The organism is Pseudanabaena sp. PCC 7367 (genome assembly GCF_000317065.1).
In the GTDB taxonomy this organism is placed as follows: Bacteria; Cyanobacteriota; Cyanobacteriia; order Pseudanabaenales; family Pseudanabaenaceae; genus Thalassoporum; species Thalassoporum mexicanum.
Map to the genome: position 1 here is coordinate 2,760,148 of NC_019701.1, position 13,870 is coordinate 2,774,017.

At 46.1% G+C, this 13,870-nt stretch carries 5 protein-coding genes; 2 read left to right on the forward strand and 3 right to left on the reverse strand.

The window, feature by feature from the left end:
- Positions 1 to 972: 972 nt before the first annotated feature.
- Together PSE7367_RS22435 and PSE7367_RS10940 are read left to right on the forward strand one after the other, a co-directional pair.
- Positions 973 to 3,618 (forward strand): DUF1565 domain-containing protein, encoded by a 2,646-nt coding sequence (locus PSE7367_RS22435; RefSeq protein WP_015165408.1) that lies wholly within the window; start codon positions 973 to 975, stop codon positions 3,616 to 3,618.
- A 79-nt stretch (positions 3,619 to 3,697) separates the two neighbouring features.
- Entirely contained in the window at positions 3,698 to 4,633 is a 936-nt protein-coding gene (locus PSE7367_RS10940) for an alpha/beta hydrolase (RefSeq protein WP_051037955.1), read from the forward strand.
- Between the two features lie 111 nt (positions 4,634 to 4,744).
- On the opposite strand, the gene PSE7367_RS10945 is transcribed toward PSE7367_RS10940, so the two are convergent.
- The 3 genes from PSE7367_RS10945 to PSE7367_RS22740 form a co-directional block, all read right to left on the reverse strand.
- A complete protein-coding gene (locus tag PSE7367_RS10945; RefSeq protein WP_015165410.1) occupies positions 4,745 to 5,875 on the reverse strand; it encodes a mechanosensitive ion channel family protein in 1,131 nt (376 codons plus the stop codon).
- Between the two features lie 273 nt (positions 5,876 to 6,148).
- A complete protein-coding gene (locus PSE7367_RS21980; protein WP_198013409.1) occupies positions 6,149 to 8,143 on the reverse strand; it encodes a sensor histidine kinase in 1,995 nt (664 codons plus the stop codon).
- A 402-nt stretch (positions 8,144 to 8,545) separates the two neighbouring features.
- Positions 8,546 to 13,555, reverse strand: coding sequence for a PAS domain S-box protein (locus PSE7367_RS22740; RefSeq protein WP_015165412.1), 5,010 nt, complete (start codon positions 13,553 to 13,555; stop codon positions 8,546 to 8,548).
- Positions 13,556 to 13,870: the final 315 nt, after the last annotated feature.

Consider the following 13,870-nt stretch of genomic DNA (forward strand, 5'->3'; position numbering starts at 1 on the left):
AAGGCTTGATTTATATTCAGGATCAAACAGGATTAAAGCAGAGATTCCCAAATTCGTATTTCCGCAGCCGCTAAGCAGATAATTATTACGAAGCGATCGTGAAGGCTCTATTCTTTGCCACCATCAGAGCCAGATCGGGATGAATCTCAACATCAAATTCCGCCAATCAAGCTATGCGATTAACCGATGCGATTAACTGATACAACTAATGCATATGATTGCATATGATCGGAGCTAGAATTCTGATTAAAACCTTGAATAAATTAAGCTTCGCCAAAACATTCGCGTAATCCATATAATCCTCTATTCATGGCATTTTGGCAACCACATTCTTGAATTAGTTCAAATATTTTACGAATGGGTAGTCATTCTTTTGAAAATTCAAATCTAAATTCTAAGCCCTAGCCCAAATTCCAGAGCCATCTTTGACCAGAACCGGAATTATTTAGGGGCACTTAGACACAGCTTAGGTATAGCGATTGAATGGCTATCCAGCATCTTTCAACCCCAACCAGGGCAAAAACGATATCGTATTTATAGCGCTGCATTTGTCTCTAGCAGAGGATGTTGCTAAGTCAAAGATTATCGGCTCTGACCTGGGAATCATTGTCTTCGGAGCTTGCATCATATTTTGCTTGATCGATAATTAGGCTAATCCCCATGGGCATGATGACCGATTCCCATATTCTGACAAGTATTTTGAATAGAAATTGCGATCGCCAACCCAAAATGCGAATCGATTAAAAATTCATTAGGGTAGCTAAGTTATCGCCAATTCAGTGTTCTAATCTTAGGGATAAAGTCCTGGGATCATCAATTAATTTGCCACATTAGCAGAATCCTGAGCTATTTATCCGCTACCCTATTTAAAATTGCGCCCGTTTAAAATTGCGATCGTAAGTAAGTTAATAATTTAAGCTAAAAATATCAATCCGGTTTTATTAGACTCTTTAGACTCTCAGTAAAAGATTTATGTTGAAAAATAAAGTAGTTTTAGGGCTAGCTATTTCCTGCACATTAATTCCTGGTGCAGCAATGGAGACTTGGGCAATTGACCTGGATCGATTGGATCGATCGCCAACGGTTGATCAATTCAGCGGATTGGAGCAAGAACTGGTCACTACTATCCGATCTAGAGAGCTACATCTGATTGAGAACTTACGGCCTGAGAAGATAGAACCATCAAATAATCGATCTGGTCGCTCAGGGAATAATAGCAAAACTTCGATCGCTTCACATCACAGAGAGCAAGGCGATCGCCCTAATTTTGTGACCGTGGCTAAGGATACCAAACTGGCGATCGCTAAACCGGCTGAGAGAAATATAACAAAAGCAAACAAAGCCGCTCCTACAATCCAAATCGCCCAATTAGGCATAGCAACCATATTTGTTGCTCCCAACGGCAATGATGCTAGCAATGGCAGCCAAGCCCAACCCCTGCGTACAATTACGGCGGCATTGGCGCGGAATTTGCCACCGGGCACTGTGATTCAAATTGCCCCTGGCACCTACAGCGCTGAGACGGGCGAAACCTTTCCCCTCAAGCTAACTCCTGGCCTAACGATTCGGGGTAATAGTGCTGATAAGGGAGCGGGCATTGTAATTACTGGTGGTGATACCTTTATTAGTCCCACCTTTGCGCGGCAAAATATTACGATGCTGCCTGCCCATAATACCCGGATCGAAGGAGTGACCATAATTAATAGTAATTCCCGTGGTTATGGCATTTGGGTCGAATCACGCCAGAATGTGGGGATTATGAACAATACATTTAAGGATACTTCCCATGATGGCATCTTCCTCACTGGTAATGCTCACGGCTTAATTGCCAGTAATATTTTTACCCAAAATAAAGGCAGTGGCATTTCTGCGGTGGGTACTAGTAAGGGCGAGATTCGCAATAATCTTTTTGATGATACGGGATTTGGCCTATCGATCGGCCAGAAGTCGCAGGTGTTCTTGATCGACAATCGGATTATGAATAATGTTGATGGTGTAATTATCTCTAATGTGGCGGTGCCTACGCTGCGTGGTAATTTGATCGCCAATAGTAGCCGCAATGGCTTAGTCGTACTCAAGGATCGCAACGGCCAACCTACACCCGACCTGGGAACCGCGAATAATCCTGGCGGTAATACGTTTCAAAATAATCAACAAAAAGATATTAATAATGTCTCCGGTGTAGCGGTGGTAGCGGCTGGGAATGAGTTTAATCAGGATAAGGTGGCTGGCGAATTAGACACAGTAGCCACTAGTATTCCGGAACCGATCGCCCAGCTCAGTCAACCCGCCGCGCTTCAGGCAACCACAGCGATCGCTGCCCCAGCACAGGTTCAACCCACAATCCCACCATTACCATCCATCAGCCCCACCCTGCCAAATGTGGCGATCGCCCCAAACCCAACTCAAACTCCAACACCCACTACCGACCCTGCCGCTACTCCCAGCCCAGTTCCTAATCCATTGCAAAGCTCGACTGCGCTTAGTACCAGTGCGGCGATAGATACTGATACTGATACTGAGACGGAGATCCTGATCCCATTGCCAATTTCGCCTAGCGCCACCGCAGCGGTCAAACTAGGTGATCCCCAGGCGATTAATCCTAAAACTGAAAATAACTCAGACAATAACTCAACGTTAGTAGCTTCCGATTTATCCACATCTGCTCCTACTGCAATTGAGCCAGAGGTAACACCCACTGAACCGATCGCCACATCTTCACCACAGAATATTACAGCGATCGCCCCAGCCAATCTGGAACCGAGCAACCCCAGTGAAGCTAAGGCGACTAATCCCAATCCAGCAACCGAGCCGGAAACCTCCACCGAGCCAATCCCTCAGACCAATGCTACGCTGCCGTCACTGACCTCCATCACGATCGGCCGCGATGCCAAAGAGTCTAGCGATCCTAGTGATTCTCAACCTACCAATAATTCAAGCGCTACCACCAAGCCCAGTAAAGAACTACCATCCTCAAGCTCAGCTCCTACTAATACTGAGGAGCCATCTAGTGCCAATGCTAATAGCAGTAGGAATCTACCTATCCTGCCCAACTCGCCTACCCCAAATCCAAGCCCAAGCATAAGCCCAAGCCCTACAGTGGCCAAGAATAACCCTGCGCCTCAGCCAACTCAACCCAGCACCCCTCCTGCTGCCACTAGCCCCGCCCCAGTGAGTGAAAATGTGGAATTAGTGAAAACTCCCTTGCCAGCAGATGTGAGGGCGCAACAGGAAGGCTTGCCGCCGATCTTACCGGGGGTTCCCACTGCCCAGGCGACCAATAACGCTACCGTTCAGCCGACTCAGCCCAACCAAACCACTCCTCAGAATCGACCCAGCCAAACTACTTCATTGCCAACTACAACCGCAACCCGATCGCCTGCACCCAGCGCCCCAAAGCCCACTCCCTCAATCATCTATCGAGTGCTGGTAGTTGCGGTTTCCCCCGATGCTGTGCCCAAACTACAGCAAATTGTACCGACTGCATTTTCTACTCAACATAATGGTCAACCTGCCGTTCAGGTGGGAGCCTATGGCGATCGTGACCTTGCCGATCAGCAGGTGTCTCAATTGAATGCGGCTGGCTATCGGGCAGAAGTTGTCACCATCAGGCCATAGATGCTTAACGTTGATTTGCCTGTATGCCTCTTGATGCCTCTTGATGCCTCTTGATGCCTGTAATTCTCAATTTTTCCCAATGCATGAAATAGTTATTCCTGGTCTGGCGATCGCCTCCGGTGCAATTGCCTTGCTCTATCTTGGTATCTGTCTATATCTCTGGCTGCGACAGAGGCAGATGATTATACTGCCAGGGAAAATTCTGGCCGCAGAACCAGGATTAACTGAGCCAGGAAGCAAGCCTAGCGATTTGGGGATGGATTATGAAGAAGTCTGGTTACCAATAGAGATCGATCGGCATCACAACCCTATCAGCCTCAAAAATCCCAATCAAGACGGCAGATTGCATGGTTGGTGGATTCCTAATGATTCGGGTAATTCTGAGCGTGTGTTGCTTTATTTACATGGAAATTCTGGCAAGATCAACAATAACCTGGATAAGGCGAGTCGGTTTCACCAGCTTGGTTTTGCGATCTTGATCTTTGATTATCGCGGTTTTGGTCGCAGCGAGGGAGATTTCCCCAGCGAACAAAGTCTGTATGCCGATACTCAAGTGGCTTTAGATTTTTTGCTTCACACCAAGCAAATCCCACCAAACAATATCTATTTATATGGACATTCCTTAGGTGGGGCGATCGCCATTGAGCAAGCTACTAAAACACCAGAGCTAGCGGGTCTAATTATTGAGGCTTCTTTTACTTCCATGCTGGCAATGGCAACTGCTAATCCCAGATACCAAATTTTTCCGATCGATTTACTCCTGAATCAGCGGTTTGATTCGATCGCCAAACTCCCAACCCTAAAAATGCCAATCCTTTATATCCACGGTACTGATGATGAGGATGTACCGGCCCATATGAGTGAGGAGTTATATGCAGCTACCCATGCACCCAAGCAATTGCTGATCGTAAAGGGCGCGAATCATGTCAATGTGGCCACGATCGATCATCATGGCTATTTGGCCGCAGTCAAGAAATTGATTGCCCAGGTGGAACAAGTACAAGCATCAATTTAGCATCACTAATTGAGCAATATTGATCAAAATTCATCAATACTAGCAAACAAGGAATACAGAAACAGAAATCAATATTAATTGTTTATATCAGACTACTTATATCAGACTACCTTAAATTGTAATCGGGGAATCTACATAGATGGTCGGTTCATCAATATCAAAGGCGATCCCATATTCCTTGAGCGTGAACGTAATATTTTGGGTCGCAATATCCAAAAGCTGGCGGCGTAAATCCATTGATACTTCACCCGATCCGAGAATAAAGAAAGTGACCTGGGCTTTCGTTTGATCCCGCAAGCCATTGCCATTGTGATCAACTTCCCTGAAAACCACATCAGTGCTGCGCGTGTCGATCCCAAAAATATCCTTGGTACTATCAATAATTACCTGGCTAATCAGCGCCCTTTCATCATTGGGGATGTTGCGATAGAAGGTCAGATAAAGGATCGACATCACCTTCTTGGCTCCGGTGAAGTTCTCAATGTTAGTAGAAGTCAAGTTGCTATTGGGCACTACTAACAATGTGCCTTTGCCAGAGGTGCGAATTTTAGTCGATCGCAGGCCGATCGATTCCACCTTGCCGAATGTGCCATCGGGCAAGCCAATGTAATCATCAACGGTAAAGGGTTTGTCGATGTAGATCACGATCCCACCTAATAATTGCTCCAGGGTCTTTTGAGCCGCAAAGGCGATCGCTAAACCACCCACCCCCAAACTGGCCACCAGACCAATCACATTGATTGCATGACTCTGGGCAAACAGGATAATCGCAAGCACCACAATCAAGAAATTGGCCAAAAACTTGCCTACGATCAGGATCTCGCTATTTACCTTACGGCTACTTTTGAAGGCCAGATCGAGCAGGTAAACATCAAAAAACTGAATAAACAACCGCGAGCCCAGCCACGCACCCACGATCGTGATCGACAGACTCACCGCCAGCTCAATCAAGGTAAACCAGCCGCCATCGGGAATTAGAATAATCGCTACTTCGCCCACTGTCAGCGCCACCAAAATACCAATTAGATTTTGATAGGGGCCAGCGATCTTGCGATATACTGCTGCGGCCTTGGGCGAGAACAAAACAGAGAGCGCAAAATTAATGATTGAATATACCGATCGACCACTGAGGAAGGCAAATAATACTGCCACCAGTGACCCACCCAGCACAATGCCTAGTTTGATTGCAATATTGGGGATGGCGATCGCATCGATCGATTCAAGGATTTGGGTATCATTCATCGTGCTTAGACTCCTGGTTTAGGGGCGATCGGTTTGGCAGTTTGGCTGGCGCAGTTTGATCATAGCTCGCCAATTTGGGTATCATGAGTATTAATTTTGTTTTAACATAATACATACAATAAACCCATAGCCACTGTAAGCTAAATCACCGTTAGGATTGAGATGATGCCAAGCTAGCCAGGATTTATGATCGCATTCGCATTCCTACTTGAAGTTCGCCTCAGCCAAGGAAGGAAATAGCAATGACCGGCGCTGAAATTGCCTAAGTGCTTACTATTTAGGGATTTTAATCGTAAACGTTGCCCCCTGTCCTGGCTCAGAAGTACAAATCAACTTGCCACCATGTTTTTCGGTAATAATTTGATAGCTAATTGATAACCCCAGTCCAGTGCCAGCCCCAACCGGCTTGGTAGTGAAGAAAGGATCGAATAGCTTGGCAGCCACTTCCTTGCTCATGCCAGGTCCGTTATCAGCGATCTCAATGATCACCCAGTCCCCTTCCGCTCTGGTAGAAATCTTGATCTGACTGGGGTTTGCTTTGATTTGCTCGATGCTGCGGTTCTGATTGAACTCGGTGAGGGCATCGATCGCATTAGAAATAATGTTCATAAACACTTGATTGAGTTGCCCAGGGAAGCAATCGACCAATGGCAATTGCCCATATTCCTTCATTACTTCAATCCCAGTATGATCGCCCTTGTCCTTGAGGCGATTGTGTAAGATTAGCAAGGTGCTATCCAGCCCTTCATGGATATCCACACTCTTGGCTTCGGCTTCATCCAGACGCGAGAAATTACGCAATGATTTCACGATTTCCTGAATCCGTTGCGCACCAAACTTCATCGACCTCAGGAGGTTGGGTAAATCTTCCTTAAGGAAATCTAGCTCAATGTCTTCTTTTTCCTGTTCAATTGCTGGTGCTGGATCGGGATATTGCGATTCGTATAGTTGCACCAGTCCTAGCAGGTCTTGGGAATAGTTCTCGGCATGGGTGACGTTGCCATAGATAAAGTTAACTGGATTATTAATTTCGTGGGCGACCCCTGCCACCATCTGTCCCAGGCTCGACATCTTTTCGCCCTGGATTAGCTGTACCTGAGTTTTCTTTAGCTCTTGCAGGGTCTCTTGTAAGACGTGGTTATTGGATTGCAGTTCATGGGTGCGATCTTTAACTTTTTGTTCTAATGTATGGCTATACTCTTCTAACTGAGCCTTGGATGCGGCGAGGGAATCTTTGGCTGAGGCAAGTTTACGGGTGCGATCGCTTAGATTCTTCTCAACTTTACCTAAGAACACATAGGATAAACTGACTAAGCCAGTGCCTATGCCTAGAGTTAAGATTAAGGCAATTAAGGAACTCTGTCTTGCTTGCTGTACATCTACGGAAATATCTTTGAGTGCAACAATATATCCTATTTTAGTACCATTAATATCATTGAAGGGAAAGGCAATAACCTGACGGGTCTGCCCATTTTGATTAATTCGGATCTGTTCTGTCTCTGGATTAATGTTTTCGATCAACTCAGACACCTCAACCGGGATTTCGGCGATCGTTGTGTCGATAATCACAGAGTCAGTAAATTCATCCCAATTGGACTGCCGACCTAGCTTTCTATTCCGGGCATCCCATCGCTGTGCATCAAGAAAGCTTTTATCAACAACTATGATTAGCTCTACATTCAAGATGTCATGGATACGTCTGGCGATATCCTCAAATTCGATGCCCAGTTCCAAATAGCCGATCAGGTTGCCTGCACGAGGATCAGCAAAGAGATCGGCGATCAACAGATCGGCAAAATCACTGCGCCAGGGATAGACCAATCGCAGTACCGGATTACCAGTCGGTCCTTGTTCCAGTCCAGCGCTGGGTTTTCCTGTGCGTTCAGCCGTTTGAATTGTGCTTCGATCGATCAGATCGCCTTTTTGTTCTTTATGTAGTCGCAAAAAATTGTGCCGATCCGGTTGGTGAAAATAAAAATGAGTGATTTCATGCTTGGTTCGAAATTGCTCAAATATTGGCTGAGCTTGCTCAACTAAGCCTTGCCGATCTAATCTCGCTAGGGCATCAGCTAGATCCCGATCGCGGATGATTACCTCCATCGCCGTGTCCATTTTGGCTACATCTCGTTCCATTTCGTCTTGCATTAACTCCTGCACCTGTTGGGTAGTGACCACTTCTATTTGCTCCACTTCATGGCGATGCTGTCGCCAGAAGATGCCTAAGAAGGTGCCTTGAAGCAACAAAATTGCGATGATTAGAGGAGGCAAAATTTTGCTCCTAACCGCTTCACGTTTGATCGGTGGAGTTGTTAACTGAGGCTTTTCTTTTGGTAAGATGCTTAGTTTCGCTATAGAACTACTTGCAGATGTTTTCATTGTCTAAGGCTTAAATAATAATTGCTGATTACAGGACTAAACATCTAGTCAGTAGCTCAGGAAATACTTTGACCCCGGTTTGTTGAGTTGTAAAATTAATTGCCACACATTAAAAGTAGGCTCTGAGCCTAGAGTTAAGTAGATTTAAGATTTTGGAACTGAATTACTGTGCCCCCGCTAAAGTAGCTCATTCCCATCGATAAAACTAATACCTAAATATTAACATTAGATCTGTTGCCAACGTCCCATGTGATTGCATCAAGTCCAGTTAAATACAACTTTAGCTACTGCTTCTTAATTGTTCTTATTACTAGGTTTGGTCACTTCGTTACTCTGATAACGTTCGATCGCCGCCACCAACTCATCCACCGAAACCGGCTTGCTCACATAATCATTCATGCCAGCCGCCAAGCAATTTTCACGATCGCCCTGCATGGCATTGGCAGTCATTGCCACAATCCAGGGGTGGGTGTCAGCCTTGGTTCGATCCCGGATTTGGCGAGTTGCCTCCATACCATCCATTTCTGGCATTTGCACATCCATCAGCACCAAATCATAGGTTTGTCTTTGCAAAGCTTCGATCGCTTCGAGGCCATTACCCACCAGATCAGCACGATATCCCATTTTCTCTAACATTCGGATCGCCACTTTTTGATTCACGGCATTATCCTCAGCCAGCAAAATCTTAATTGGAATCTGATTCGACAGATTGGCAACATTCTCCAATCGATTGCTACTACTCCGAAAAGTGGTGGGGTTGGGGCGATCGTGTGCGGCTCGATTTGTCGAGGTGGTTACCTCTTGCCGTCGCTGCCACGGCTTAACATTATCAATATTTTGATCAGGGATAATCCTTACGATCGCTTGGTGGAGCTTTGATTGACTAAGCGGTTTGGCTAAGATGGCGATCCTATGATTACTTGCTTGTTGTAGCTGCTTGGTACTCACACCAACCGAAGTTAGCAAAATCAAGGGGATTGGCTTGCCAGGAACCGTAGATTGCATCGATTGAGCCAGCTTCAACTCATCTGCCACTGGCATTTGCAAATCGAGAATGACCAGGTCAAAGTTCTGGCGATCGCTTAGCATAGACAGTGCTTCGGCTCCCGAACTTGTCGTTTTGGTTTCTATGCCCCACGCTTGGGTATAGGTACTGAGGATGGCGCGGTTATCTTCACGATCAGCAACAATTAAAGCTTTTAGACCATTTAATTGCTTCTGCACATAATTAATAGAGGTTGAGGTTGATTCGGATGCGATCGCGGTGGTGCTGAGGGTGAAATAAAAGATTGAGCCACGGTCTAATTCACTTTCCACCCGCATTGTGCCACCCATCAGTTCACACAATCGCTTACTGATCACCAGCCCTAGTCCCGTACCGCCATATTGCCTGGTAATTGAAGCATCAACCTGGCTAAACGCTTTAAACAACCGTTCCATCTTTTCTGGTGGAATGCCAATTCCGGTATCCCTAACCGCAAACTGAATGGTATGGGAATGGGCAAGTGATTGGTTATGCTCCGGCTCCACTGCGGCGATCGCTTCTAAATTATTCCCCCCATCAGAGGAAGCTAATTCGCCAGACTGATCGGATTCGCCAGATTTAGCACCCTGTCCCCATTCATTAGCCGGGTTAAATTCATCAGTTTCATCTGTCTCAGAATCCAACTGGGATAGCGATCGCCCGTCCAAAGATGAGCTTGAATCCATTGCTGAGCTGAGGCTTACGGTGACGCTTACTTCACCAGCTTCCGTAAATTTAATTCCATTGGCAATCAGGTTCACTAAAATCTGACGTAGCCTGGTTACATCCCCAGTAATCTGCTGTGGCACATCTGGTTCAATTAGATAATTTAGCACCAGTCCTTTTTCCACCGCCTTGGGACCTAGCAAATCGATCGAGCCAGCTAAACAATCTAGCAGATCAAAGGGCTGTTCTTCTAATTCAAGCTTGCCCGATTCAATTTTAGAAAAGTCGAGGATATCATTAATAATGGTCAGCAAAGACTCGCCACTACTGCGGACAATCTCTACATATTCTCGCTGTACTTTGCTCAGGGGCGTATCCAATAGCAGCCCGGTCATACCAATCACCCCATTCATGGGGGTACGGATTTCATGGCTCATCATGGCCAAGAATTCGCTCTTAGCGCGATTAGCCGCTTCGGCATCTTGTTTGGCCTGTTGGAGTGCGGTATTTTTCTCCCCTAGTTCATAGCTCTGTTGGGTGGCTCGCTCTAAAAGTTGAGCCTGGGCTAGGGCGATCCCAACCTGAGCAGAGACAGCTTCTAGCAGTTCTATTTCTTCTTGAGTCCATTTCCGAAAGCGATTGCACTGATGCAAGAAGATCGCCCCATTCGGTTGTCCCTGGTAGGAAGTGCGCACCGCCAGAATTGACTTAACATTAAAGCGATGAGCTAGCTCTAGCACTGGTGAAAGGTTTTGATCCTGATAAACATTACTGGCCACGATCGCTTCATCTTGGCTCAATAATTGCTGCACATATTGATTTCCGTTGATTGGCAACTCCAAACCTAATAGGGATTCATATCCTACTTGGATGAACTCAGCCACTAGGGGGATTTTGGGAATGGGCTGATTAACGAAGGTGTGCAACAGGCAGCGATCGACTCCAAATAGTTGTCCTACCTGGGTAACTGTAATTTGAAAAATTTGTTGAATATCAAGGCTACGGCGAATTTCCTGGGTGATTTGCTTGAGCAAGATTGTTTGTTCAAGTTGGCGGCGGAGGGCGCTTCGGCTGGTCTTAAGTGCCGCTTCGGTACGCTTACGGGCACTAATATCCTCTGCCATACCCAATACATAGAGGGGTTGGCCGGCTTGATCACGTACCAACGAAACAGTCAAATTCACCCACAACGGCTTACCTTGTTTGCTAATCGCCCGTTTTTCCTGCTGAAACCTGGGCACAGTGCCAGCGATCAAGCGCTCCTCGGCCTGGCGATCGACCTGCCGATCCTCAGGATAGGTAATATCGAGAACCGACATACCCGCCAGTTCTGCCTTAGAATAGCCCAGCATTTGCCGGAAAGCAGGATTGGTGTCAATAATTTCACCTTTGAGATCGCTGAGCCGAATGCCGATCGGTGAGTTATCATAAACCTGCTTGAGCCGTTCTTCACTGGCTGCCAGTAGATCTTCTGCTTCCTTGCGCGTGGTCACATCCCGCGATACCGCAATAATCTCTCGCATATTATTAGTTTGATTGTCCTGCACCGCCCGGCTTTTAGTTTCTAACCACAAGTAAGTACCGTCTTTGCGCCGCATTCGATAGCTAATCCGGTTAATAATTGGCTGGTCAATAATTACCGCATGGGTGAGTTGAATTCTGACCACATCATCGGGATGGAGAAATTCATAGATCGATCGACCAATCAATTCTTCTTGTTCATAACCCAGTAAGGGTAAACAAATTGGTGAGGCATAAGTATAAATACCTTCGGGGGTGTGGCGGGAGATCAAATCAGTGGAATATTCAGCCAGGAGTCGATAACGCTCTTCGCTCTCGCGCAAAGACATCTGGGCTTGTCGTTGAGTGGTAATATCCCTGGCCACCCAGAGTACACTATCGTCATTTAGGGGCGAAATATTAGCCGAGAACCAGGCCAATCGATCGCCAAAATTGATATCATATTCGATCGTGGTGGGCTCTTTGGCATCTAATACCTCACGGATACAATCGACAAAAATACTGGCCTTTGGCTCACCAATTATTTCCGATTCATATTTACCTAGCATTTCGGCGGAGGGCATATACAAATTGCGGTGGCTAGTATCTGCGATCTTTAAATACTTGCCATCCCGATCCTTAACAATCACCACATCCTTCATGGCGGAAAACAGAACCCGCAGCTCTTCCTCTGAGTCTTGCAAAGCGGCCTCGGCTTGCTTTCGTTCCGTAATATCCCGACAAGTGATCACAATGCCCTTTTCGGTGTGGGTGAGAGATAGATCCTGGGCAAAGGTACTCTCGTCCTTGCGCTTGGCCAATGCTTCACCCTGCCATTGACCCTCAATTTCTAAACTGGGTAAGATATCGGCCTGCAATCGTTCTTGCTCTGCTGCGCCATAGCTCTGATACCAGTTCATACCGATCAAATCAGCCGAACTACCATAGCCCAGCATTAAGCGGTAAGCCTCATTTACATAGATATAGTTACCTGATCGATCGAGGATCGCAATGCCATCTAGAGCCGACTCGATCGCCAAGAGCTGACGTTGTAATTTTTCTTCTTCATGATTAAGATCAGCAAAATTACTGACCCGGCCGAGGGTGCCACTAAATGAGCCATGACGATCGAAAATTGGCGTAGTGGTCACCAAGGTCCAAACGTAGGAGCGATCCTTACGACACAACTTAAATTTATGATTGTCAAAATCGCCGATCGAGTCAGACTCAGAAACGATTTGATAGTCCTCGGCCATTAGCTCGTTCAGGGGTAGACCAATCAATTCAGATTGTGCATAGCCAAGGGTTTGACAAAGCTTTTGGTTGACAAAATTAATTACTAAATCACTATCAATAATCCAGATCCCTTCAGAAGACGTTTCGGCAATATATTGATACCAGGGTTGATTGCAAGAGTTATTCGGAGCAAGGATCGGCTCTAGCTCAGGTAGCGGTTGTAATTCTGCTTCTATATTGCCTGTGGCTGGGTTGCCCCGATCGCCAGATTCACTCACTGCTGCTGGCTCAGATGTCAACTTGGGCGCTGAGCTAGAAGATGGTTCGCTAGGGAGAGTAACTAAGTGAGGAGATGATTGATTGAAGCTCTTGGTGTTACTGGTGTTACTGGTGTTATCAACTTTACTAGCTGTATTACTAGCTGTATGACCAACTGCCATCATCAGTTGCGTTGATGTAATCACACCCAGAAAATGCTGTTCATTACAAACCAGGGCGATCCCCGATGATGCTAACTGGTTGGCTAATGCTGCTGGATTATAGGTTTGACTTGCATCAAGGATCAGAACTTCTGCAGGAACTAATGCTGCGATCGGTGTTTGAGCAAGGGGAAGATGCTGGGCGATCGCTTTTACGATGTGCTGATCGCATACATAGCCCATAATTTGATCCATATGCCAGGTCGCGCCAAAACTGCCCCCAACAAATGGCTTGGGAGCCTCTTGCTTAGCATTAATATCGACATTAATAATTACGGCGTAAGCATATTTGCCGAATTGCATCTGCGCGATCGCTTCACTCGCCATTAGGTCTGGCATCAATACCAGTGGCGAGGCATCAACTATCTCAGCTAGGGGGATCAAGGAATCTGCGGACATAGATACAACTTGCTAAGCAGTTAGCTCAGAATGCATAAACTTATCTTGCCATATTTACCCTGAGGCATAAATCTGGCACACCTAGTAGTATGAGTAGTATGGATGGCATAGAAATAATTCAGGGAAAGAATACAAAAGCTGGTCAGCGCTTAGCCCAATAAAAAATCAATCTAAGCACCAGTAAAAGTTTCCCAGGCACGATCGCAATCAAGCGCAAGCCTAACCAGGCAGATTAAGCAATTTCAACTTGGATATACAAATTGGATATACAAAAAAGACTTACAAATAATTTGACCCAGGCTTTAATTTAAATAA

Bases quoted from the DNA above. Each gene is read 5' to 3' on its own strand.
- PSE7367_RS22435 (WP_015165408.1), top strand. From the start codon at position 973: ATGTTGAAAAATAAAGTAGTTTTAGGGCTAGCTATTTCCTGCACATTA.
- PSE7367_RS10940 (WP_051037955.1), top strand. From the start codon at position 3,698: ATGCATGAAATAGTTATTCCTGGTCTGGCGATCGCCTCCGGTGCAATT.
- PSE7367_RS10945 (WP_015165410.1), bottom strand. From the start codon at position 5,875: ATGAATGATACCCAAATCCTTGAATCGATCGATGCGATCGCCATCCCC.
- PSE7367_RS22740 (WP_015165412.1), bottom strand. From the start codon at position 13,555: ATGTCCGCAGATTCCTTGATCCCCCTAGCTGAGATAGTTGATGCCTCG.